The following is a 23,058-nucleotide window of genomic DNA, read 5'->3' as shown; positions in this document are numbered from 1 at the left end:
ACCCTGCCGCTATGCCTCGCTACGACTTCCGCTGCCGCTCCTGCGGAGCCACCTTCGAACTCCGCCGCACGATGGCCCAGGCCAACGACCCGGCCGTCTGCCCGGAGGGCCACGCCGACACGGTGAAGCTGCTCTCCACCGTCGCCGTGACCGGCACCGCGGGCGGCGGCGCCGCCGTGGCCCCCGCCCCGAGCGGTGGCGGCGGCTGCTGCGGCGGCGGCTGCTGCGGCTGACCCCCCGAACGGAACAAGGCCCGAACGGAACAAGGCCGGAACGGAACGGGGCCCGGCACACGGCCGGGCCCCGGGCACGATGCTCAGGCGCGGACGGCAGCCCCGGCCCGCACCCGCTCCAGCATCCGCCGGACGATCTCCTCGCCCGCCGCGACACCGACCTGGGTGAGCGCGGTGACGCCGGGCGCCGCCCAGTCGGTGTCGGCGAGTTCGCCGTGGCCGGGCCGCCAGCCCGCGTCGGCGGCGAGCAGCAGCTCGGCGTCGAGCAGCGAGTCGCCGGCGGTCAGCACGGTGGCCGCACCCGTCCGGCGCTCGACCTCGGCGAGGGCCTCGCTCTTGGTGAGCGGGGCCGGCACCGCGTACACCTTGCGGCCCTGCAGCGAGACCGTCCAGCCGCGCTCGGCGCACCAGCCGGTGAGCTCCTCCAGCCAGCCCTCGGGCAGGTCGGCACGCTCGACGACGAGGTAGGCGAAGAGGTCCTCGGCGACCCGCCGCTTGTGCGTCCACTCCGGGTCGGCCGAGATGGCCAGGTGCTCGACGACCTCGGCGAGCGGGGCGCTGGCGGCGGCGAGCCGCGAGCGCACCTCGGCGTGCCAGTCGCGGTCCCAGACGCCGTCGACCAGCACGTGGCCGCCGTTGGCGCAGATCGCGTACTTCGGGATCCACCCCGGCGTCGGGCCGGGCAGGTTGACCCGCTCGTACTGGGCCCGGGTGCGGGTGGTGGCGGGCACGAACACGGCGAGCCGGGTCAGTTCGACGAGCAGCTCGGCGGCCTGCTCGGTCATGAACGAGAGCGCCCGGCCGTCGTTGACCTCCACCGAGAGCAGCCGGGGGGCGAGCCGGTCCGGCACGTCCAGGGCGAGCGCCCGGTTGGAGTAGATCAGGGTGCGGTCGAGGTCGCTCGCGACCAGGAACTGACTCGGCTGCTGATTCGGCATCAACTTTCCTTCGTGAGAACTTCGCCGCCCTCGGCGGTGTGCACCGCCGTGCCGTCGGCGCCGGTCGCCCCGCGGGTGTAGCGGGGGTGGATCAGGCCCACGCAGGAGTACGGCAGGTCGTCCACCTCCTCCACCGGGACGCCGCGCTGTGCGGCGAGCAGCCTGACGTGGTCGAGGTCGGCTCCGGCACCGCGCCGGGCCAGCACTCGCCAGGGCACCCGGCGGAGCATGACGCGGGTGGTCTCGCCCACCCCCGGCTTCACCAGGTTGACGTTGTCGATGCCGTACTCGGCACTGATCCGCTCGACGGCCGCCCAGCCCTCCCAGGTGGGGGTGCGGTCCTCGGCGGCGAGGGCGTCGGCGGCCGCGACGGCCGCGGCCCGGACGGCCGGGAAGTGCGCGGCGACGGCGGTGAGGAAGTCGTTCGAGACGTCGGCGACGGCGAGCTCGCGGTAGAACTTGGCGCCGTGGAAGTCGTCCGGGCCGATCAGGTCGGGACGCAGCACGGTGCGCGAGATCAGGCCGGAGACGGTGGAGTTGAGGCAGGCGGACGGGATGAGGAAGTCGTCCCGGGTGCCGTAGGTGCGCACGCAGCGGCCGGGGTCGGCGAGCACCGCGAGGTCGGGGTCGAAACCGGTGCCGTGCAGCGCCTCGGAGAGTTCGCGGGTGATGGCGCCCTTGCCCGTCCAGCCGTCGACGAAGACCACCGAGCCGGCGTCGTGGTGGGCGGCGAGGTGGCGCAGCGCCACCGGGTCGATGCCGCGGCCGCGCACGATGGAGACGGTGTAGTGCGGGACGTCGAGGCCGTGGGCGAAGCCGAGCCAGCGGCGGATCAGCACGCCGACCGGGGTGCCGGCCCGGGCCAGCGAGGCGAGCACCAGGCCGCGGCCGCGCTCGTGCAGCAGCGTCTCGGCGACGGTGCCGACGGCCAGCGCGATCCGCTCGCCGGAGGCGGCGAGCGCCTGCTTGTACAGCTCCTGGTACTCGGGGCTGGGCTGGTACTCGATCGGCAGCGACTCGGCGTAGTGGGCGCCGCCGGACTGCACGGCCTCCTCGCGCTCCTCGGTCGGCGCCTCCAGCGCCACCCCGGAGAGGTCCTTGAGCAGCCAGGTCACGTCCTCGGCCGGGTATGAGGAGAACGCGGGGCCGAACAGCGGCGCGGGCAGGGTGGTCGTCATGGTCGCCTTACGTGGGGAGGTGCGCTGTCGATGGTGGGGGACGGAGGCGTCAGCGGGGTGACCCGGGCCGGTACGCGGGGAGAACGGCGAGCACCACCTGGTCGGTGACGGCCCGCAGCTGGCGCAGCAGGGCGTCCTCGCCCTCGTGCAGGGCGGCGGTGTCGCCGGGGGTGTCGACCACCAGGACGATCGCGTCGAAGCGGCGGGCGGGGTCGCTGCCGGGGGCGACGTTGTAGGCGTACCGCTCGGTGGAGCGGTCGGCGGGGTCGTCGTGGGCCGGGAAGGCCAGCCGGGTGCGGATCGCGTAGCCCGGGTCGTCCACGGCGAGCACCGGCGAGCGGGTCGTCGTGGAGAAGCGTACGCGCTCGCCGCCGAGCCGGTCGGCGAGCGCTCCGGCGAGGCGCAGCGGCGCGTACATCAGCTCCTCGAAGCCGAGGACGAGGATGCGGCGGCGGTCGGCGAGCTGCTCGGCGAGCGGGGCGGCGAGGCCGGGCAGGGCGGCGTCGAGGCGGCGGCGGTGGTCGGCGGTGAAGCCGTGCCGGCCGCCGTCGGGCAGGTCGGCCGGCCAGTCGAGCTCGGCCCGGTGGACGGGGGCGAGCGGAGCGTCGGGCAGCGGTGCGGGCGCGGGCTGCGCGTCGACGATCTCCTGGGCGCGGGCCAGCACGTCGGCGGGCAGCCGGACGCCGCCGACCGCGCCGGCGACCAGGTCGAGGCGGGCGCCGAGCTCGGCGGCCGCCTTGTCGAGGCGCTCCCGGTCGGCCCCGGTGCGCAGGTCGACCAGGGCGACCACCACGTAGCGGTCCCGGGGGTGCGCGGCGTGCAGCGCGCGGACGGTGTTGAGCACGGTGTTGCCGGTGGAGAACTCGTCGTCGACCAGGACCAGCGGCCCGTCGCCGGCGAGCAGCGCCGGGTCCTCGGGCAGCAGCAGGTGCGAGGTGGCGTGCGAGTGCTCCTCCTCGAAGCCGCCGACCGGCTCGACGCCGTCGACCGGGCGGCGGGTGGAGTGCAGGTACGGGGCGTCCAGGCCGTCGGCGACGCTGTGGCCGAGCGCGGTGGCGGTCTCCGCGTAGCCGAGGACGACCGCCCGGGCGGCGTCCTCGGGGCCGAGCAGCTCGCGGACCCGGCGGCCGAGCTCCAGTCCGGCGCCGTGCACCACGGCGGGGAGCTGCGGCACGTGCTTGCCGAGCACGTGGGAGACCAGCAGGTGGGCGCGGCGCGGGTTGCGGCGCAGGGCGAGCCCGATCAGCTCCCGCAGCTCCGGCGAGCCGGTGAGCCCGATGCCGAGCCGGTCGGTGACCCACTGGCCGGTCCACGGCGCCGGGGCGGGGTGCTGTGCGGTCAAGGCTCCTGCTTTCGGTGGTGCGGTCGTGCAGAGGTGCGGTCGTGCGGTCGTGCAAAGGTGCCCAGGGTACGCAGGGGTGCCCGGGGTACGGCGGGGTCAGCCGCAGAGGCAGGCGCCCAGCAGCTCGGCGAAACTGACGTCCTCGCGGGCCACCCCGAAGACGTCGGCGCGCAGCAGCACCCGCTCCGCCCAGGCCCGGTGCGGCTTGGCCTCGTTCATCTTGTTGGTGTACGCGGAGCGCAGCACCCCGCCGCCGTCGCGGCTGAGGATGTCCTGCGCGTCGGAGTACTCCTCGTGCGTGACCACCGAGAGGGCGTGCACGGCGGGCACGTGGCTGGGGTGGATGCAGGTCTTGCCGAGCAGGCCGTTGGCGCGGTCGAGCTCGATCTCGCGGATCAGCCCGTCCAGGTCGTGCTCGATGATGCGCTGCCGGACGCCGTCGGCCGGCGGGTGCGCCTCGGCGAACGGGGTGCGGCGCAGCTGCGGCTTGAACATGCGCTCCTGCACCGGGAAGTACTCCCAGACCGGGCCGGTCACGGTGAACCCGGTGCCGTCGGCGCGGCCGAGCACGTTGACCACGTCGCCGATGACGCCGGCGACCAGGGCCACGTCGTAGGCGGTGAGGTCGGGCGAGCGGCGCAGTCCGTACGCGGAGCACAGGTCGGTGACGCCGAGCCGGACGGCGAGGATGCGCTCGCGGTGCTTGTCGAGCAGCCGGGCGACGGCGAAGAGCTGCTCGCGGCGGGTCTCCAGGTGGGCGAGCTCGGGCGACTCCAGCACCGGCATGGCGAACAGCCGCTGGCCGGAGCGCTCCTCGGCGGCGGTGAGCGCCTCCAGGAAGGCGCCGCCGCTCTCCTCGGTGAACTTGGGCACCACGTAGCCGGCCAGCAGCCGCACCGCGGGGCCGAGCCGTGCGGTGAGGTCGGTGATCTGCGCGGCGGCGCGGACCCGCACGAACAGCAGCGGCAGGCCGGTGGCGCCGGTGGCGGCGAGGGCGCCGAGCTGGGCGACGAGGTTCTCCTCGGCGGCCGGCACCTCGTGGTCGGCGATCGCGTCCTCCAGGCAGAGCACCATGGAGACCACGCCGCGGGCGGCCTGCTTGCGGATGTCGGCGGCCAGCGTGCTGCGGGTGGCGGGGCTGTAGAGGGTCGCGCCGAGCGCGGTGGAGAGCACGGAGGGTGCGCTGCCGAGGTCGAAGTCGACCGGCTGGTGCAGGAAGAGCCGTTCGCGGACGTCGTCGGCGAGGTGGCCGAAGTGGCGCAAGCTGCACTCCCTGCAATCGTGGTGGCGGCCCGGTCACCGGGCCGGATTGGGCTGACGTCCCGACAACGGGGACGAACAGCGGGGCCCGATGGTTTCGCGGGTGGGGGCGGCGCGGTCGCCCTCGCGTCCGCCGCGTCGCGTTCGCCGAGGTGGGTGGTGTACCGGGAGCCGTTGGCCGCTAATCGTACGGTCCTTCAGGGCTTTGCAAAGACCTGAAACATCGAATTCTCGGAAGGTTACCCGGTGCGACACAAAACCCCCCTCCGGGGCGGTGGCGGCCCGCATTGTCCGCGGAGGGCGGGGCCGGGCAGGATTGGGGCATGACGCACGTGATGGCGAAGGGCGCCAACATCCCGCTGACGGCCGCCGCCGTCCGCGCCGTGCTGCGCTGGTCGGCGACGCCCGGCGCACCCGACGTGGACGTCTCCGCGCTGCTGGTCGCCGCCGACGGCAAGGTCCGTTCGGATGCCGACTTCGTCTTCTACAACCAGCCGAGGCATCCCTCGGGCCTGGTGCGCCACCTGCCCAAGCAGCAGGCCGGTGCCGGGGACGAGGTGTCGGACGCGGTCGAGATCGACCTCGGCCGGCTGGCCGAGGACGTCGACCGGGTGGTGCTGGCGGGCTCCTCCGAGGAGGGTTCCTTCCCGTCGGTGCCGCGGCTGCGGGTGCTGGTCTTCGACGTCGCGGCCGGTGAGGGCGCCGATCCGCTCGCCGAGTTCCCCGTCACCGACAGCGGCGACGTCACCGCGCTGGTGGCCGGCGAGTTCTACCGGCGGGCGGGCGGGTGGAAGTTCCGGGCGGTCGGCCAGGGCTACGCCACCGGCCTGAGCGGGCTGGCCACCGACTACGGCATCGCGGTCGAGGACGGCGAGGAGGTCGCGGACGCGCTGCCGCCCGTGGACGGCCCGCCGGCGCCCGAGCCGGCCGTGCCCGCGGCCGACCTGCCGGAGGAGCCGGACATCTACACGCTGGCACCGGCCGCTCCCCAGGCGGCCCCGGCGCCACCGCCGCCCAGCACCCCGCCGACGGTGGGCACCCCTGCGGCCCCGGCGCCCGCCGGGTACGGCTACCCGCAGCCGTCCGCCGCGCAGGCCGGCGGGTACGGCTACCCGCCACAGCAGCCCCAGCAGCCCCGGCCCGGTGGCTACGGCTACCCCCAGCAGCAGCCGGGGTACGGCTACCCGCAAGGGCAGCAGCAGCCGGCGCCCGGCTACGGGTACCCGCAGCAGCAGCCCGCCCCGCAGCCCCAGCCACAGCCACAGCCACAGGCCCAGCAGGCCGCCCAGCAGCCGGCCCCGCAGCCGACGGGTGCGCCCGGCTTCGCGCTGCCGCCGCAGGGCCCGCAGTTCCAGCCGCGCTGACCGCCGGGGGCGCGCCGTCCGCACGGCGCGCCCCCGGACGCGTCCGGCCGGATCAGGCCGCCGGGCCGGCCGGGCCCTTGTAGCCGCGCTGCCACTGCATGCCGAAGCCGTACAGCCGGTCCAGATCCGACTGGAATCCGTGCACGTAGCGCACCTCGCGGCGGACGGTGAGCTGGCCGTCGCCGGAGTTCTCGATCAGCACCACCGCGCAGGAGCGCGCGGCCGGCGCCCGCTCGTCCAGCTTGATCTCGATCCGCGGACCGGTCTGCGGCACAATCGTCACCGTGGCGTGGGTGTGGCCGAACGCGGGCGTGTCGTCGTAGATGTAGACGAAGATCAGCAGCCGCCGGAACTGGTCCTTCTTCTCCAGGTTGACGTACATCGTCTCGCCGGACGGGGCGCCGTAGACGTCGTCGCCGCTCAGCTTGACGTACGGCGGCCGGTTGAGGTCGCCGAAGTAGCCGCCGAGCGGCTGGACGACCCCGCGGCTGCCGTCGGCCAACTCGTACATGCAGGCCAGGTCCAGGTCGACGCTGACCGGCGCCCGGTCCAGCGACTGCGGCGCCATCGGACGCAGGTTCCGCAGGTCGAACAGGTTGCGCAGACCGCCACCCCCGGACGGGCGATCCGCCGACCGGGTGGTCCAGTGCAGGTTGACGTACAGATACCCGGTGGTCGCCGCCGCACCGGTCAGCGCGTGCTGCGGTTGGGACTTGGTCAGCGTGACCTTGAACTGCCCCCCGGAGTCCACTCCTCTGCGGTCCCCCTTGAGGAACTCCCAGACCGAGACCATGGCGTCCGCCCTCCCCCTCTCCCGGCCGTCCGGCCGGTGATCGCCCTCCGTCGTGCACCGTGCTCGTATCGTCCCATCAGAGCCATACCCCACCGACGACGATGAGCCACCGTCAGTCCTCCGCCTGGCGGCCGATCGCCGCCTCCCGTACCATGCCGGGCCGTCGGACGCGCTAAGGTCGGTGCCGCACAGGAGTCCCCGACGTCCCGTGCGGCGGCGTCCACGACGCCCCGTCAGGATCCCGACCCGCCCGGGCCGCCTCCTGTGCCCGACCGCGTTCCATCCCCCCGTCCTGCGGAAGTTCGAGGCCCGACCCACGATGAACCTCTCCTCCATACAGCTGGTATGGGCCGTCATCGGCGGCGCAGCCCTGCTGTTCACCGCCGTCCTGGTGGCCGTGCTGCGCGTCAAGAACAACAAGGCCGACGAGAACACCGACTCCTGGGAGCGCAGCGAGGAGCGCCGCCGCCGCAAGGAGGCGGTCTACGGCGGTGCCTCCTACGTGCTGCTGTTCTGCTGCGCCGGTGTCGCGGCCGCGCTCTCCTTCCACGGCCTGGTCGGCTTCGGCCAGGAGAACCTGGGTCTGTCCGGCGGCTGGGAGTACCTCGTCCCGTTCGGCCTCGACGGTGCCGCGATGTTCTGCTCGGTGCTCGCCGTGCGCGAGGCCAGCCACGGTGACGCGGCGCTCGGCTCGCGCCTGCTGGTCTGGCTGTTCGCGGTGGCCTCGGCCTGGTTCAACTGGGTGCACGCCCCGCGCGGCGGTGCCCACGACGGCGCCCCGCAGTTCTTCGCCGGCATGTCGATCTCGGCCGCGGTGCTGTTCGACCGGGCACTGAAGCAGACCCGCCGGGCGGCGCTGCGCGAGCAGGGCCTGATCCCGCGGCCGCTTCCGCAGATCCGCATCGTCCGCTGGCTGCGGGCGCCCCGCGAGACCTACGCGGCGTGGTCGCTGATGCTGCTGGAGAACGTGCGCAGCCTGGACGAGGCGGTCGACGAGGTCCGCGAGGAGCGGCAGGCCAAGCAGGAGGCGAAGCTGCGGGCCCGCTCGGCGGACCGCCGCGAGCGCGCCGAGCTGAAGGCGATCGCCCGCTCGCAGGGCGGGGTGCTCTCCCGGGCGCGCGGCGGCCGCCAGGTGCCGGCGCTGACCGCGGCCGGTGCGGGCGAGTCCTCCGCTACGGAGCCTGCCCTAGCCGACGAGGACCCGATGGCCAAGGTCGGCCCCTCCGCGCTGGAGCCCGCCGCCCTCACCGCCGGCCGGCGCCCCCGCGCCGCCGTCGGCAGCTCCTCCAGCATCGACCTGACGCTGGACGAGGACACCCTGTCGATGCCGAAGCTGGACTCGCTGGAGCGCAAGCTCCGCGCGATCGAGCAGCAGCTCGGCTGACCCCGGCGACGCCGTCCCCCCGGCGACGCACCGGCGACACGAAGGGCCCCGCACACCGAGGTGTGCGGGGCCCTTCGCCGTGACCGCGCCCGGATCAGACCGAGGTCGTCTCCGGTTCGGAGGTCTCCAGCGCCTGCTCGCGCCGGTTGCGGACCACCGAGGAGGCGAGCGCCGCACCGATGAAGCCGACGCCGATCAGGCCGGTGACCAGCTCCGGGATGTGGTACTCGATCGAGGCCAGCAGGATCAGCGCCAGCGCGCCGATCGCGTAGTGGGCGCCGTGCTCCAGGTACACGTAGTCGTCCAGGGTGCCCTTGCGGACCAGGAAGACGGTGAGCGAGCGGATGTACATGGCGCCGATGCCCAGACCCAGGGTGATCATGAAGATGTCCTGGGAGATGGCGAAGGCGCCGACCACGCCGTCGAAGGAGAACGACGCGTCCAGGACCTCCAGGTAGAGGAAGAGGAAGAACGCGGCCTTGCCGCCGACCTGGACGATCGACTTGCCGGTCTTCTCGGCCTCCTCCTCGGCCTCCTCCTGCGCCTCCAGGCCGGACTCGAAGACGCCCGAGAGGCCGTTGACGGCGAGGTACGTGGCGAGGCCCATCAGGCCGGCCAGCAGCACCGTCTCGGCGTGCTCGGCGGCGAAGAGGCGGGCGGAGACGGCCAGCACGACCAGCGCGATGACCGAGGAGAGGGCGTCCAGCTTGCCGATCTTCTCGAGCGGCTTCTCCAGCCAGCGCAGCCAGTTGAAGTCCTTCTCCTCGAAGATGAAGTCGAGGAAGATCATCAGCAGGAAGATGCCGCCGAAGGCCGCGATGGCCGGGTTGGCCGCCTCGAGGTAGTCGGCGTAGGTCTGGCCGTTGTAGGTCTTGGTGGAGTCCAGGGCCAGCTCGATGACCGTGCCCGGCGCGAGGTGGGCCGTCAGGCCGACCACCAGCAGCGGGAAGATCAGGCGCATGCCGAAGACCGCGATCAGGACGCCGACCGTCAGGAAGATCTTCTGCCAGAAGGCGTTCATCCGCTTCAGGACGGTGGCGTTGACGACGGCGTTGTCGAACGAGAGGGAGATCTCGAGGATCGAGAGGATCAGCACGACGCCGAACCCTTCGGCCCCCCAGATCAGGCCGGCTGCGATGAGGCCGACGATCGTGATGGCGAAGGACCATCCGAATGTGCGGAGGAACACGGGGTCAGTTACCTTTCGATTTCATGTCCACGGGCGTGTTTTCGGCGGCGGACTTTACTGGACGTTTACGCCGAAATCCAGGGCGATGCCGCGCAGGCCCGAGGCGTAGCCCTGACCGACGGCGCGGAACTTCCACTCGCCCTGGTAGCGGTAGAGCTCGCCGAAGATCATCGCGGTCTCCGTGGACGCGTCCTCGGTGAGGTCGTAGCGGGCGATCTCGCGCCCGTCCGTCAGGTTGACCACGCGGATGTAGGCGTTGGACACCTGCCCGAAGTTCTGGATCCGGGCCTCGGCGTCGTAGATCGACACCGCGAAGACGACCTTGTCGACCTGGACGGGCACCAGGTCGAGGTTCACCTGAACGACCTCGTCGTCCCCGTCGCCGTCGCCGGTGAGGTTGTCGCCCTGGTGCTCGACCGACCCCTCCGGGCTGCGCAGGTTGTTGTAGAAGACGAAGTACTCGTCGCCGAGCACCCGGCCGCCGCCGCAGAGCAGCGCGCTGGCGTCCAGGTCGAACGGCGCGCCGGTGGTCGAACGGGCGTCCCAGCCCAGTCCGATCTGCACCTGCGTCAGGTTGGGCGCGGCCTTGGTCAGCGAGACGTTGCCGCCCTTGGCCAGCGTGACACTCATCTGGATTTCCTCCCAGTCCCCCCGTCCCCGGGGCCTCTCTGCCGGGCCGGCTCGGGCCTGCGACCGGCACGACGGGACGTACCCCAGATCTACGCCCCCGCACCGTCGCGCGATCCCGCACACCGGCCTGAACTTCCTGAACTACCTGCCCGCACCGCCGCGGACACGCAGCGGCCGGGGCCGGTACGGGAGTGCACCCGTACCGGCCCCGGCCAAGAGTATGCAGCCGCCCGCGCGGTCAGACGTTCACGCCGAAGTCCTGCGCGATGCCGCGCAGGCCGGAGGCGTAGCCCTGGCCGATGGCGCGGAACTTCCACTCCGCGCCGTTGCGGTAGAGCTCGCCGAAGACCATCGCCGTCTCGGTGGAGGCGTCCTCGGAGAGGTCGTACCGGGCGATCTCGGCGCCGCCGGCCTGGTTGATCACGCGGATGAAGGCGTTGCGCACCTGGCCGAAGTTCTGCTGGCGGTTCTCGGCGTCGTAGATCGACACCGGGAAGACGATCTTGGCGACCTCGGCCGGGACGCCGGCGAGGTTGACCTTGATCTGCTCGTCGTCGCCCTCGCCCTCGCCGGTGAGGTTGTCGCCGGTGTGCTCGACCGAGCCGTCCTGGCTGGTGAGGTTGTTGAAGAAGACGAAGTCGGCGTCGGAGCGGACCTTGCCCTGGTCGGTGCAGAGCAGGGCGCTGGCGTCCAGGTCGAAATCGGTGCCGGTGGTGGTGCGGACGTCCCAGCCGAGGCCGACGATCACGGCCGTCAGGCCAGGGGCCTCCTTGGTGAGGGAGACGTTGCCGCCCTTGCTCAGGCTGACACCCACTAGTCCTCCAAAGGTGCGGGAGGCACGTGCCGGTGCCCCCGGTGGTGCAGGTCCGGGCAACCCCGTGCGGGGCACCCGTCCTGCCAACGGCCCGATCGTAGTGCCGGGTTCCCCACCGGTCCGCCAGGAAAACCCGGCGCGTCGGACAACCGTCCGAACGCGCCGGGCCCGGGCGGGGCGTCCCCGACGATCAGAGCGCGCCGAGGGCGGCCAGGTACTCCTGCTCGTCGCGGGCGTCCGGCAGCCCGTTGACCACGGACCAGCGGACGGCGCCGGCCTTGTCGATCACGAAGGTGCCGCGGACCGCGCAGCCCTTGTCCTCGGCGAAGACGCCGTAGGCGCGGGAGACCTCGCCGTGCGGCCAGAAGTCGGACAGCAGCGGGTAGTCCAGCCCCTCCTGGTCGGCGAAGACGCGCAGCGTGAACGGCGAGTCGTTGGAGACCGCCAGCACCTGGACGTCGTCGTTCTGCAGGCGCGGCAGCTCCTTCTGGATCGCGCACACCTCGCCGGTGCAGACACCGGTGAAGGCGAACGGGTAGAAGACCAGGACGACGTTCTTCTCGCCCCGGAAGTCGGAGAGCTTCACGAGCTCGCCGTGCTGGTTCTTGAGCTCGAAGTCCGGAGCCTGGGTGCCGACCTCGATGGCCATGGATGGGACCTTCCTCGTCGTGGTGCCGCGGCCGCGGAGCGCGGCCTCGGGACAGGGGCATCCTCGCATCCGTCCGGGTGGTTTCGGCCGTTCGGGTGAGATGGGCGGAGGCCCGGCCCCATGGTTCCGCCCTCGGTGAACATCCGCACCGGCGGCAGCCACAACATGGCGGGGCATGCCGAAGGACCCCGCTGGAGGATGCTCCAGCGGGGCCCTCGACGGTCGTTCCGTAGGTCAGCGCTTCCCGGAGCGCGCGGCCTTCGGGGTGGCCAGGCGGGTGCCGGCCCAGTCCTTGGCGATCGCGACCGAGCTGGTCTGCGACAGGCCTGCCGTCTTGGCGGCGTCGGCGATCTCGTGCGCCTCGACGTGGCCGTCACGGCCGGTCTTGGGCGTCAGCAGCCAGATCAGACCGCCCTCGGCGAGGTACTCCAGCGCGTCGACGAGGGCGTCGGTGAGATCCCCGTCCTCCTCGCGGTGCCACAGCAGGACGCCGTCGGCGACGTCGTCGTAGTCCTCGTCGACGAGATCGGTGCCAGTGATGGACTCGATGCCCTCGCGGAGCTCCTGGTCACTGTCTTCGTCGTACCCGAGCTCCTGGATGATCTGGCCCTCTTCGAAGCCGAGACGAGCTGCCGGGTTGGACTTGTCCGCGGGGTCCGCGGTCGCGCTCACGGGAATAACCTCCAGTATTCGGCTCGGCGTCCATGCCGAGGCTGTGGGCGTAGTCCACACGTGCGCGGCGGTTCGCGCAAGTACCCGACACCCGATCCCACCCAAAGGTTGACGTGGGGAAGGGGGACACGCCGAGTGATGTGTTGGGAATCACACCCGTTTGCCCTTTTCTGCCCCGACCAATCATGCTTCGACCCCCGGCCCAGGTCCAGCACCCGCCGCACACGTGCCCGAGATGCGAACGGCATTCGGGGTCACCGCTCCGGCGGGCGTAGAGTCTCCTGTTGGCCCTCAGCCCGACCGCCCTTCCGGGCGGGAGGGACCCAGGTCGGACCACCTCTTCGTAACACCACAACCGGGGGTGCGCAGGACGGGCGACGACGCCCCCCGCACCACCCCCCGACCGGCCCGCCCACCAGGCGGAACGGTTACCGATCGGTAGAGATGACGGATCTCCGAGTCGCGGTACACGATGGAGGCGGCGCGACACACCTCAGTTTCGACCGACAGTGAAGGAACAGCGTGGCTTCCGGATCCGATCGCAACCCGATCATCATTGGCGGCCTTCCGAGTCAGGTCCCGGACTTCGATCCCGAGGAGACCGCGGAATGGCTGGAGTCGCTCGACGCGGCCATCGACGAGCGGGGGCGTGAGCGCGCCCGCTACCTGATGCTCCGCCTGATCGAGCGCGCCCGCGAGAAGCGTGTCGCCGTGCCCGAGATGCGCAGCACGGACTACGTCAACACCATCGCGACCAAGGACGAGCCGTTCTTCCCCGGCAACGAGGAGATCGAGCGCAAGATCCTCAACGCGACCCGCTGGAACGCGGCCGTGATGGTCTCCCGGGCGCAGCGCCCGGGCATCGGCGTCGGCGGCCACATCGCCACCTTCGCCTCCTCCGCGTCCCTGTACGACGTGGGCTTCAACTACTTCTTCCGCGGCAAGGACGCCGAGGGCGAGTCCGGCGACCAGATCTTCTTCCAGGGTCACGCCTCCCCCGGCATCTACGCCCGCGCGTTCCTGCTGGACCGACTCACCGAGCAGCAGCTCGACGCGTTCCGCCAGGAGAAGTCGAAGGCCCCCTACGGCCTCTCCAGCTACCCGCACCCGCGGCTGATGCCGGACTTCTGGGAGTTCCCGACCGTGTCGATGGGCCTCGGCCCGCTCGGCGCGATCTACCAGGCCCGGATGAACCGGTACCTGGAGCACCGCGGCATCAAGGACACCTCCGACAGCCACGTCTACGCCTTCCTCGGCGACGGCGAGATGGACGAGCCCGAGTCGCTCGGCCAGCTGTCGCTCGCCGCGCGCGAGGGCCTGGACAACCTGACCTTCGTGGTCAACTGCAACCTGCAGCGCCTCGACGGCCCGGTCCGCGGCAACGGCAAGATCATCCAGGAGCTGGAGTCGCAGTTCCGCGGCGCCGGCTGGAACGTGATCAAGCTGGTCTGGGACCGCAGCTGGGACCCGCTGCTCGCGCAGGACCGCGACGGCGTCCTGGTGAACAAGCTGAACACCACGGTGGACGGCCAGTTCCAGACGTACGCCACCGAGACCGGCGCGTACATCCGCGAGCACTTCTTCGGCGGCGACCTGCGCCTGCGCGCCATGGTCGAGAACATGTCCGACCACGAGATCCAGCACCTGGGCCGCGGCGGCCACGACCACCGCAAGGTCTACGCCGCGTTCAAGGCCGCCCGCGAGCACAAGGGCCAGCCGACGGTCATCCTCGCCCAGACGGTCAAGGGCTGGACGCTCGGCCCGAACTTCGAGGGCCGCAACGCGACGCACCAGATGAAGAAGCTGACGGTCGAGGACCTGAAGCGCTTCCGCGACCGCCTGCACCTGCCGATCACCGACAAGCAGCTGGACGAGGGCTACGCGCCCTACTACCACCCGGGTCGCGACTCGGAGGAGATCCAGTACATGCACGACCGCCGGCGCGAGCTCGGCGGCTACGTGCCGACCCGCAAGGTGCGCCCGCGCAAGCTGGAGCTGCCCGGCGACGACGCGTACAAGGCGGTCAAGAAGGGCTCCGGCAACCAGACCATCGCCACCACCATGGCGTTCGTCCGGCTGCTCAAGGACCTCATGCGGGACAAGGGCATCGGCAACCGCTTCGTGCCGATCGCGCCGGACGAGTACCGCACCTTCGGCATGGACTCGCTCTTCCCGTCCGCCAAGATCTACAACCCGCTCGGCCAGACCTACGAGTCGGTCGACCGCGAGCTGCTGCTGGCGTACAAGGAGTCCCCGACCGGCCAGATGCTGCACGACGGCATCTCCGAGGCGGGCTGCACCGCCTCGCTGATCGCCGCCGGCTCGTCCTACGCGACGCACGGCGAGCCGCTGATCCCGGTGTACGTCTTCTACTCGATGTTCGGGTTCCAGCGCACCGGCGACCAGTTCTGGCAGATGGCCGACCAGCTGGCCCGCGGCTTCGTGCTCGGCGCCACCGCCGGCCGCACCACCCTGACCGGTGAGGGCCTGCAGCACGCCGACGGCCACTCGCACCTGCTGGCCTCGACCAACCCCGGCGTCGTCGCGTACGACCCGGCGTACGGCTACGAGATCGCGCACATCGTGCAGGACGGCCTGCGCCGGATGTACGGCTCCAGCGCGGAGTTCCCGAACGGCGAGGACGTCTTCTACTACCTCACCGTCTACAACGAGCCCATCAAGATGCCGGCCGAGCCGGAGGGCGTCGACACCGACGGCATCCTCAAGGGCCTGTACCGGCTCAAGGGCGGCGAGGCCGGGGCGATCCCGGCGCAGATCCTCGCCTCCGGCGTGGCCGTGCCGTGGGCCCTGGAGGCCCAGCGCATCCTCGCCGAGGAGTGGAACGTCAAGGCCGACGTGTGGTCCGCGACCTCGTGGAACGAGCTGCGCCGCGACGCCGTCGAGGTGGAGGAGTTCAACCTGCTCCACCCGGAGGAGCCGCAGCGCGTCCCGTACGTGACCGCCAAGCTCCAGGGCGCCGAGGGCCCGTTCGTCGCGGTGTCCGACTGGATGCGCGCGGTGCCGGACCAGATCTCGCGCTGGGTGCCGGGCACCTGGCAGTCGCTGGGTGCGGACGGCTTCGGCTTCGCCGACACCCGCGGTGCGGCCCGTCGCTTCTTCCACATCGACGCGCAGTCGGTCGTCCTCGCGGTGCTCACCGAGCTCGCCAAGCAGGGCAAGGTCGAGCGCAGCGTGCTGAAGTCCGCGATCGACCGCTACCAGCTGCTCGACGTGGCCTCGGCCGACCCGGGTGCGGCCGGCGGCGACGCCTGATCCGCTGAATCCGGTCCGGAGGGCCGGCCGCCCCGCAGGGGGTGGCCGGCCCTCCGGCGTTCCCGGCTCACGCCGTCCGGTTCACGCCACGTCGTTCACGTCACGGTGAAGGTGTTCAGGACGGTGGAGAACTGCTGCCGGGCGACCGTCCAGTCCTCCTCGGGCGAGGCCGCGTAGATCGCGTACTCGGTGCCGTCCGGGGCGATGAACGCCTGGTCGATCGCGTGCCGCGGGTTGCCCTGCCGGTCGGTGGAGGTGAACTCCCAGAGCGCGCCCTCGCGGCCCCGGTAGACGTTCGACTGCAGGACGACCCGGGTGTAGTCGGGCTGGGCGGAGACGGTCTGCTCCAGCTCCAGGAAGTGCGCCTCGGGCGACTGGGCGGCACCCGGTGCGACGCCGAAGCGCAGCAGGTGCAGGCCGCCGTCCGGGGAGTAGTCGATCTGGCCGCCCGACTCGCTGCGGGTCCAGCCCTGCGGCACGGCCACCCGGAATCCCGCCGGGTCGTCGCTCCACCGGAAGCCCGCCGGGGCCGGGGTGCCGGCCGGCGTGGGCGTGGGCGTCGGGCTGGGTGTCGGACTCGGCGTGGGGGTGGGCGTCGGGGTGGGCGTGGGGGTCGGGGTGGGTGTGGGGGTCAGGGTGGGCGTCGGCGTCGCGGTGGGGGCGGTCGCGGTCGGGGAACCGGCGGTCGAGGAGGTGTCGGGCTCGTCCGAGCCGCCGAGCAGGGCGAAGGCCACGCCGCCGGCCAGTGCCGCCGCCACCAGCAGGGCTGCGGCGATCAGCCAGGCCCGGCGTCGGCCGCGCGTCGGCCCGGCCCCGTCGGCGGGCTCCTGCGGCGGTTCCGCGGCTGTCGGCTCCCCCGACGGCGGGGCGGCCGCGGACAGCGCTGCCGGGGCGGGGACGGGTGTCGGCGGCGTCGCCACGGTGGGCACGCCGAGGACGGGAGTGGCCCGCTCGGTGGGCGCCTGCACGGCCCGCGGCCGGCCTCCCGCGAGCTCGTGCAGCATCGCCAGGGCCTCGGGGGCGGTGGGCCGCTCGGCCGGGTCCTTGCGCAGCAGCGCCTCCAGGACGGGCGCCAGCGGGCCCGCGTTGCGCGGCTCCGGCAGCGGGTCGGCCACCACCGCCTGCAGGGTGCTCATGGTGGTCGTCCGGTGGAAGGGCGACTGCCCCTCGACCGCCGCGTACAGCGTCGCGCCGAGCGACCAGAGGTCGGACTCGGGACCGGGCCGGTGGCCGGTGACCCGCTCCGGGGCCACGTAGTCGGGCGAGCCCACGATGTCGCCGGTGCGGGTCAGACCGGGGGCGCCGGCCAGCACGGCGATGCCGAAGTCGGTGAGGACGGCCCGTCCGCCGCGCTCCAGCAGGATGTTGGCGGGCTTGACGTCGCGGTGCAGCACGCCGTTGCGGTGCGCCTCGTCGAGGGCGGCGAGCACCTGCTCGCCGATCCGGGCGGCGTCCTTGGGCAGCAGGGTGCCCTCCTCGGCGACGACCTCGGCGAGCGAGCGGCCGTCGATCAGCTCCATGACGATCCACGGCCGGCCGGCCTCCTCCAGCACGTCGTACACGGTGATCACACCGGGGTGCTTGAGCATCGCGGCCGCGCGGGCCTCCTGCTCCATCCGCGCCCGCACGGCGGCGAGGTCCTCCTCGGGCAGGCCCGCGACGCTCAGCTCCTTGACCGCGACCTGGCGGGCGAGCTTGTCGTCCCGGGCCACCCAGACCGTGCCCATGCCGCCGCGGCCGAGCCGCCGCCCGAGCCGGTAGCGCCCCGCGAGCAGACGGCCGTCGGCGCCGCCCGCGTCACCCGTGCCGTGCGTGCCGTTCGAGTCGTCCGCCCCGCCGTCCGCCGGGGGCCCGCCGCTGTCCGCTGGGTCCATCGCCGTCCCCTGTGCCCCGTCAGAAAATCCGTCCCGCCGCTCCGGCCGGACGGCCCCGCCCGGCTCCCAGTCTGGGCCCGGTGCCCCGGCCCGGCGACCGGGAGCGGCGGGACGGCGACGCAGCGCACCCGGCCGGGAGCGGACTCCCGACCGGGTGCGTGGGTGGTGCGACGGGCCGTGGTGCGCGGGCTGCTCGGGCGTCAGATGTGGACGGCCGGACCGGCGTCGTTGGCGCCGCGCTTGGTGAGCAGGCCGAGGCCGGCGGCGGCGAGCGCCACCACGGCGGCGACCACGAAGGCGAGTGACATGCCGCTGACGAAGGAGGTGTGGACGGCGTTCGCCATCGCGTCCACCGCCTGCTGCGGGGTGCCGGCCGGGGCGGGCGGGGCGATGCCGAGCTGGGCGGCCTGGTTGAGGCCCTCGGCCTGGGCGCCCCGGACGGGCGGCAGACCGGCCTTCGCCCAGTTCTCCGGCAGCACGTCGGTGACCTTGGAGGCCATCACGGCGCCGAGCACGGCGGTGCCGAGGCTGCCGCCGACCTGCATGGCCGCCTGCTGCAGGCCGCCGGCCACGCCGGACAGCTCCAGCGGGGCGTTGCCGACGATCACCTCGGTGGCGCCGACCATGACCGGGCTCAGGCCCAGGCCCATCAGCACGAACCAGAGCGACATCACGCCGGTGCCGGAGTCGGTGGAGAGGGTCGACATGCCGAGCATGGCGGCGGTGGTGAAGAGCATGCCGGCGACGATCGGGATGCGCGGGCCGAGCTTGCCGATCGCGGCACCGGCGACCGGGGCGCCGACGATCATCATGCCGGTCATCGGCAGCAGGTGGACACCGGCGTCGACCGGGGCCATGCCGTGCACGTTCTGCAGGTAGAAGGTGACGAAGAAGACGCCGCCGAAGAAGGCGAAGGCCATCAGCACCATGAGCAGGGTGCCGGCCGACAGCGGCACCGAGCGGAACAGGCTGAGCGGGATCAGCGGCTCCTTGGCCTTCGTCTGCCAGAAGGCGAAGACGGCCATCGCGAGGACGGCGCCGCCGAGGAAGACCAGGGTCGCCGGGTCGCCCCAGCCCCAGACCGGGGCCTTGATGATGCCCCAGACCAGCATGAACATCGCCCCGGAGAGCAGCACGATGCCGGGGACGTCGAAGGACTTCGCGGCGTTCTCGGTCCTCACGTCGCGCAGGATCCACAGGCCGAGTGCCAGGGCGATCAGGCCGACCGGGATGTTGATGAAGAAGACCGACTCCCAGTTGACGTGCTCGACCAGCAGGCCGCCGACGATCGGGCCGGCCGCGGTGGAGGCGCCGATCACGCCGCCCCAGATGCCGATCGCCATGTTCAGCTTCTCGGCCGGGAAGGCGCCGCGCAGCAGGCCGAGCGCGGCGGGCTGCAGCAGCGCGCCGAACAGGCCCTGCAGCACGCGGAACAGGATGACGGTCCGGATGCTGCCGGCGAAGCCGATCGCGGCGGAGGTGGCGGCGAAGCCGGCCGCACCCACCAGGAAGGTCGACTTGTGGCCGAACCGGTCACCGATCTTGCCGGCGGTGATCAGGAAGACCGCCAGCGCCAGCAGGTAGCCGCTGGTCACCCACTGGATGTCGGCGGGCGAAGCGCCGAGGTCGGCCTGGATGGCCGGGTTGGCGATGGCGACGACGGTGCCGTCGAGGGCCACCATCATCACGCCGACCGCGACGGTCAGCAGGGTCAGCCAGGGGTGGCCCTGGAGGCCCCGGGAGCCGGTCGGCGGGGTGCCGGCGGACCGCGACGGCGCGTCCGCCTTCCCGGTCTTGACGACGGACGAACTCATGCGTGCCCTCCGGGCTTTCGGACGAGACGAGGGTGACGTGCTGCGGACGTGGCGAGGTGGCGCCGCGGGCCCACCCGTCCCCACGGCTGTCCGGCCCCGGCGGCGCCACTCGCGGGAACATTATGTCAGCTACTGACATTCGGCAATTCATGTCGTACGTCTGGCGCTGACATTTGGCAGAACCGCTATCGTGGTATCCGTCCCGCTCTGCCAGGAAAGGCGCCCTGCATGGCCCTGCCGCTCACCCCCTCCCGCACCGGGCAGCCGGCCTCCGACTGCCGGGTCCTCGGACTGCGCGAGCGGAAGAAGCAGCGCACCCGGGACTCCCTCGTGGCGGCCGCCCACGGCCTCTTCCTCCGGCAGGGCTACGCCCGCACCACCGTCGACGAGATCGCCGCCAACGTGGACGTCTCGCAGCGCACCTTCTTCCGGTACTTCGCCAACAAGGAGGAGGTCGCGCTGGCCGTCCTCGCCGACGCCGAGGACTACTTCGTCGAGTGCCTGCGGCGCCGGCCCGCCGAGGAGACGCCGTTGCAGGCCATGCGGGCCTCCATCACCCAGACCTGGCAGGTGATGAGCCGGGACGAGGGCAGCGGACCGGGCGGCGTGCAGGCCGCACTGGAGCTGATCGACCTCATCGAGTCCACGCCGATGCTGCTCGCCGCCCACCTGCGGCGCACCATCGAGCAGGAGGGCGTGGTCACCGCGATCCTCGCCGAACGCGAGGGCCTCGACCCCGCCACCGACGTCCGGCCGCGGGTGCTCGCCGCCGCCTTCGGCGCCGTCATCCGGGTCTCCCACCTGTCGTGGACGGCCGACACCGCCGCCCACGCGGCCGGACCCGACGGCATGATCGCCATCATCGAGCGCCACCTCGACCAACTCGGCCCCGCCCTCGCCGGCCCCTGGCGCAGCTGAGGGGTCACGAGCACCCCACCAGGGGGCGCGGGGGCCCGAGCGGCGCTCAGGGGCGTGCCACCCGGCACCTCCGGGCTTGCGGCACGGTGACGTTCGATCAATTCCTGGAGACGGGTCTCGCCCTGCCCTCGGCGACCGAGCGGCTCACCCGGGAGACCGAGGTGACCCTGCGGGTCGGTGGGTCGAGCTCGGCCGGGTCACCGTGGACGAGCTGCGCGAGCCGGTCACCGAGGCCTGGCGCAGCACCGCGCCCGAGCGACCGGTCCGGACGTTCGACGCCGAACGGGCAACCTGACGCCACGCCAGGTCCCTCTTCGGTGTGACCCATCCCACGGTTTAGACTCTGCTCACCCCCAGCTCGGGCGTTCTACCCTGGCTGGCACAGCAGTCGTACCACCGTCGGGCCCCGCCCGCTGTCACGGCCACCGGCCCGAGGGAGAGTACGCCCATGCAGCGCAGGCGGGTCAAGCGGATGCTGATAGGCGCCTTCGCCGCCTCCGCCGTCCTGCTGGACGCCGGAGCGGCCGCCGCCCAGGCCGCCGCCTCGAACGAGCAGGTGGCGATCACCACCCCGCCGGCCGGCAGCGCCGCCTGGGTCGAGGACGAGTCGCTCGGCCGCGCCCTGCCCGACCCGGCCACCGCGGACGCGCCCGCCGTCGCCGCCTTCTTCGCCGGCCTGAGCGAGGCCGAGCAGGACCGCCTCGCCGAGGTGTATCCGCTGGTCGTGGGCAACCTCGACGGCGTCCCGGTGGCCCTGCGCTACCGCGCCAACCGGATCGCGGTCACCGAGGAGGTCGAGCGGGCCCGCGAGCGCGCCGCCGACCACCGCCTCTCCCCGGTCGAGCGCGCGGCCGCCTCCGTCCGCGCCGACGACACCGAGCGGCTGCTCAAGCCGGGCCGGCAGATCCTCGCCTTCGACCCGCGCGGCCGCGGACTGGTCAGCGAGGCGTACGGCGACCTCGCCACCGCCGACCGGATCTCCGTGCTGGTGCCCGGCTCGGACGCGGACCTCGCCCACTTCGACCAGACCGCCGACCCGCTGCGCTCGGTGACCGGCATGGCCCGGGCCCTGCTCGCCGAGGAGCACCGGCAGTCCCCGGGCACCCGCACCGCCGTGATCGCCTGGACCGGTTACGTCACCCCCTCGGGGCTCGGCCCGGACGCGGTGACCTCGCGGCTGGCCGAGGCCGCGGCGCCGCGGCTGCTGCGACTGCTGGCCGGGCTGCGGGAGACCGGCAGCGCCACCCTCCCGCCGACGCTGTTCTGCCACTCCTACGGTTCGGTGGTCTGCGGCACCGCCGCCCCGTCGATCCACGGCTCGGCCCCGGCCGACGTGGTGGTCTTCGGCAGCCCGGGCATGGGCGTGCAGACCTCGGCCGAGCTCGGGCCGGGCGTGCGGGTGTGGGCCACCCGCAACCCCACCGACTGGATCGGCAACGTGCCGTACCTGGAGTTCGGCGGCTTCGGCCACGGCGCGGACCCGACGACGCAGGAGTTCGGCGCCGTGGAGGTCTCCTCGCTGGGCTCCAACGGCCACACCGGCTACTTCGCGGACGGCACCCAGAGCCTCCACAACTTCGGTTCGATCGCCCTCGGCGACTACGGCGACGTCACCCGCCGCCAGCCGTAGGGGGCGTGTCTTCGGAGGTCAAGGGTGCACGGCAAGGGGCGCGGGGAACTGCGCGATCCGGATGCGGCACCGTGCCGACCGGGGTGCTCGGATCCGCCAGGGGCACCACCGCTCAAGCACGTTCAGGCGCTCTCCTTCGGCCCGTAGAGGGCGAGCGCCTCGGCGGCCGCCCGGCGCAGTTCGTCCCGGACCTCGGGCGGCGAGACCACCTCGACGTCGGCGCCGAAGGCCAGCAGGGAGCGGGCCGCGGGCAGCGCCCGGAAGCCGAGCACCGTCTCCAGCCAGGCGCCGTCCCCGACCGGCAGCACCGGGGCGAGGACGTGGTTGGCGTGGATGCGCAGCACCAGGTCGGCCCGCTCGCGGCGGATGCGGACGGCGGCCTCGACCTCGTCGGGAATCCGCTCGACCTGTTCCCGCAGGCCCTCCCACACCTCGGCGAGCTGCCGGCCGGGACGCCGGCGCACCGGCTCGTCGAGGACCTCGGCGGTGAGCGTCCGCTCGGCCCGGAACAGCCGCGGCGCTCCGTCCAGGTCGGCCACCAGGTACCAGACGCCCGCCTTGTTGACCAGGCCGTACGGGTCCAGGGTGTAGTCACTCGGCCCGTCCGCGCCGCTGTGGCGGTAGCCGAGCCGCAGCCGCCGGTCGGCGAAGACGGCGCTCTGCAGTGCGCCGAGGTCGGCCCGGACGACGGGCCCGGGGCGCAGCCAGCGGGCCGGGTCCACCAGGATGCGTTCGCTGGTGCGTTCGGCGGCCGGGCGGTGCGGTGCGGGTAGTGCGGCCATCACCTTGCGCAGGGCGGAGCCGATCGCCTCGCCGAGGCCGAGCGCCTCGTGCGCGCCCTGGGCGGAGAGCACGAACAGCGCGCGGGCCTCGTCGCCGGTCAGGCCGGTGACGTCGGTGCGGTAGCCGGGCAGCAGGTGGATGCCGCCGTGCCGGCCGCGCTCGGCCCAGACCGGGACGCCGGCCGCGGAGAGCGCCTCGACGTCCCGGTGGACGGTGCGGACGGAGACCTCCAGCCGCGAGGCGAGTTCGGGGGCGGTGACCCGCCCGCGGGTCTGCAGGAGCAGCAGGATCGACAGCAGTCGGTCGGCTTTCACCGGCCG

General features: G+C 72.9%; 17 protein-coding genes and 1 pseudogene. 6 read left to right on the top strand and 12 right to left on the bottom strand.

The window, feature by feature from the left end; translation table 11 throughout:
• Positions 1-11 precede the first annotated feature (11 nt).
• Complete coding sequence (locus tag AB0442_RS02030) at positions 12-233, top strand: zinc ribbon domain-containing protein (protein WP_366159979.1); 222 nt, start codon at positions 12-14, stop codon at positions 231-233.
• Between the two features lie 83 nt (positions 234-316).
• Here the strand turns inward: AB0442_RS02030 and AB0442_RS02025 are convergent, their stop codons facing one another.
• From AB0442_RS02025 to AB0442_RS02015, 3 genes and pseudogenes are all read right to left on the bottom strand, one after another.
• Positions 317-1,171, bottom strand: a complete 855-nt coding sequence (locus AB0442_RS02025; protein ID WP_366159978.1) for an HAD family hydrolase — start codon at positions 1,169-1,171, stop codon at positions 317-319.
• Positions 1,171-3,691: pseudogene (locus AB0442_RS02020) on the bottom strand (phosphoribosyltransferase). The gene AB0442_RS02025 and the pseudogene AB0442_RS02020 overlap by 1 nt, the downstream one beginning before the upstream one ends.
• A 96-nt stretch (positions 3,692-3,787) precedes the next feature.
• The gene (locus AB0442_RS02015) at positions 3,788-4,954 is read right to left on the bottom strand and encodes an HpcH/HpaI aldolase/citrate lyase family protein (RefSeq protein WP_366159977.1); all 1,167 of its coding nucleotides are present in this window, start codon (positions 4,952-4,954) and stop codon (positions 3,788-3,790) included.
• Between the two features lie 320 nt (positions 4,955-5,274).
• On the opposite strand from AB0442_RS02015, the gene AB0442_RS02010 reads away from it, so the two are divergent.
• Positions 5,275-6,315 (top strand): TerD family protein, encoded by a 1,041-nt coding sequence (locus AB0442_RS02010; protein ID WP_366159976.1) that lies wholly within the window; start codon positions 5,275-5,277, stop codon positions 6,313-6,315.
• 52 nt (positions 6,316-6,367) lie between these two features.
• Here AB0442_RS02010 and AB0442_RS02005 read toward each other — a convergent pair whose 3' ends face one another.
• A complete protein-coding gene (locus AB0442_RS02005; protein WP_363539929.1) occupies positions 6,368-7,108 on the bottom strand; it encodes a Tellurium resistance in 741 nt (246 codons plus the stop codon).
• 319 nt (positions 7,109-7,427) lie between these two features.
• On the opposite strand from AB0442_RS02005, the gene AB0442_RS02000 reads away from it, so the two are divergent.
• Positions 7,428-8,492, top strand: a complete 1,065-nt coding sequence (locus AB0442_RS02000; protein ID WP_363539931.1) for a DUF2637 domain-containing protein — start codon at positions 7,428-7,430, stop codon at positions 8,490-8,492.
• Between the two features lie 94 nt (positions 8,493-8,586).
• Here the strand turns inward: AB0442_RS02000 and AB0442_RS01995 are convergent, their stop codons facing one another.
• The 5 genes from AB0442_RS01995 to AB0442_RS01975 all read right to left on the bottom strand — a co-directional run bounded on the left by AB0442_RS01995 (position 8,587) and on the right by AB0442_RS01975 (position 12,446).
• On the bottom strand, positions 8,587-9,681 hold the full coding sequence (locus tag AB0442_RS01995; protein ID WP_344622691.1) for a DUF475 domain-containing protein: 1,095 nt from the start codon (positions 9,679-9,681) through the stop codon (positions 8,587-8,589).
• A gap of 54 nt (positions 9,682-9,735) precedes the next feature.
• The gene (locus AB0442_RS01990; RefSeq protein WP_344622690.1) at positions 9,736-10,311 is read right to left on the bottom strand and encodes a TerD family protein; all 576 of its coding nucleotides are present in this window, start codon (positions 10,309-10,311) and stop codon (positions 9,736-9,738) included.
• Positions 10,312-10,549: 238 nt separating this feature from the next.
• Positions 10,550-11,125: a TerD family protein gene (locus AB0442_RS01985; protein ID WP_030267520.1), complete on the bottom strand. Its 576-nt coding sequence runs from the start codon at positions 11,123-11,125 to the stop codon at positions 10,550-10,552.
• A gap of 190 nt (positions 11,126-11,315) precedes the next feature.
• Entirely contained in the window at positions 11,316-11,774 is a 459-nt protein-coding gene (locus AB0442_RS01980; RefSeq protein WP_030267523.1) for a peroxiredoxin, read from the bottom strand.
• A 234-nt stretch (positions 11,775-12,008) separates the two neighbouring features.
• Positions 12,009-12,446, bottom strand: a complete 438-nt coding sequence (locus AB0442_RS01975) for a DUF3052 domain-containing protein (protein ID WP_366159975.1) — start codon at positions 12,444-12,446, stop codon at positions 12,009-12,011.
• 522 nt (positions 12,447-12,968) lie between these two features.
• Between AB0442_RS01975 and aceE the strand changes: the two genes are divergently transcribed.
• Positions 12,969-15,719, top strand: a complete 2,751-nt coding sequence (gene aceE, locus AB0442_RS01970; protein ID WP_366159974.1) for a pyruvate dehydrogenase (acetyl-transferring), homodimeric type — start codon at positions 12,969-12,971, stop codon at positions 15,717-15,719.
• A 95-nt stretch (positions 15,720-15,814) separates the two neighbouring features.
• Here aceE and AB0442_RS01965 read toward each other — a convergent pair whose 3' ends face one another.
• Positions 15,815-17,593, bottom strand: coding sequence for a serine/threonine-protein kinase (locus tag AB0442_RS01965; protein WP_366159973.1), 1,779 nt, complete (start codon positions 17,591-17,593; stop codon positions 15,815-15,817).
• Between the two features lie 200 nt (positions 17,594-17,793).
• Positions 17,794-19,407, bottom strand: a complete 1,614-nt coding sequence (locus tag AB0442_RS01960; protein WP_366159972.1) for an MFS transporter — start codon at positions 19,405-19,407, stop codon at positions 17,794-17,796.
• Between the two features lie 228 nt (positions 19,408-19,635).
• Here AB0442_RS01960 and AB0442_RS01955 point away from each other — a divergent pair, with 228 nt between their 5' ends.
• Both AB0442_RS01955 and AB0442_RS01950 read left to right on the top strand, forming a co-directional pair.
• Positions 19,636-20,325 (top strand): TetR/AcrR family transcriptional regulator, encoded by a 690-nt coding sequence (locus AB0442_RS01955; RefSeq protein ID WP_344622685.1) that lies wholly within the window; start codon positions 19,636-19,638, stop codon positions 20,323-20,325.
• A gap of 448 nt (positions 20,326-20,773) precedes the next feature.
• Positions 20,774-21,955, top strand: coding sequence for an alpha/beta hydrolase (locus AB0442_RS01950; RefSeq protein ID WP_359981363.1), 1,182 nt, complete (start codon positions 20,774-20,776; stop codon positions 21,953-21,955).
• A gap of 122 nt (positions 21,956-22,077) precedes the next feature.
• Here the strand turns inward: AB0442_RS01950 and AB0442_RS01945 are convergent, their stop codons facing one another.
• Positions 22,078-23,052, bottom strand: coding sequence for a YafY family protein (locus AB0442_RS01945; protein ID WP_366159971.1), 975 nt, complete (start codon positions 23,050-23,052; stop codon positions 22,078-22,080).
• Positions 23,053-23,058 lie beyond the last annotated feature (6 nt).

The sequence above is a fragment of the Kitasatospora sp. NPDC085895 genome (genome assembly GCF_040702125.1).
GTDB classification, from domain to species: domain Bacteria; phylum Actinomycetota; class Actinomycetes; order Streptomycetales; family Streptomycetaceae; genus Kitasatospora; species Kitasatospora arboriphila.
Note: the sequence above shows the minus strand (reverse complement) of the source record. Positions and strands in the feature narration are given on the sequence as shown.

Excerpts from the sequence above, each read along its gene's own strand:
- AB0442_RS01960 (WP_366159972.1), bottom strand. The coding sequence starts at position 19,407 with ATGAGTTCGTCCGTCGTCAAGACCGGGAAGGCGGACGCGCCGTCGCGG.
- AB0442_RS01965 (WP_366159973.1), bottom strand. The coding sequence starts at position 17,593 with ATGGACCCAGCGGACAGCGGCGGGCCCCCGGCGGACGGCGGGGCGGAC.
- AB0442_RS01990 (WP_344622690.1), bottom strand. The coding sequence starts at position 10,311 with ATGAGTGTCACGCTGGCCAAGGGCGGCAACGTCTCGCTGACCAAGGCC.
- AB0442_RS02005 (WP_363539929.1), bottom strand. The coding sequence starts at position 7,108 with ATGGTCTCGGTCTGGGAGTTCCTCAAGGGGGACCGCAGAGGAGTGGAC.
- AB0442_RS02010 (WP_366159976.1), top strand. The coding sequence starts at position 5,275 with ATGACGCACGTGATGGCGAAGGGCGCCAACATCCCGCTGACGGCCGCC.
- AB0442_RS02000 (WP_363539931.1), top strand. The coding sequence starts at position 7,428 with ATGAACCTCTCCTCCATACAGCTGGTATGGGCCGTCATCGGCGGCGCA.
- AB0442_RS01955 (WP_344622685.1), top strand. The coding sequence starts at position 19,636 with ATGGCCCTGCCGCTCACCCCCTCCCGCACCGGGCAGCCGGCCTCCGAC.
- AB0442_RS01950 (WP_359981363.1), top strand. The coding sequence starts at position 20,774 with ATGCAGCGCAGGCGGGTCAAGCGGATGCTGATAGGCGCCTTCGCCGCC.
- AB0442_RS02030 (WP_366159979.1), top strand. The coding sequence starts at position 12 with ATGCCTCGCTACGACTTCCGCTGCCGCTCCTGCGGAGCCACCTTCGAA.
- AB0442_RS01980 (WP_030267523.1), bottom strand. The coding sequence starts at position 11,774 with ATGGCCATCGAGGTCGGCACCCAGGCTCCGGACTTCGAGCTCAAGAAC.
- AB0442_RS02025 (WP_366159978.1), bottom strand. The coding sequence starts at position 1,171 with ATGCCGAATCAGCAGCCGAGTCAGTTCCTGGTCGCGAGCGACCTCGAC.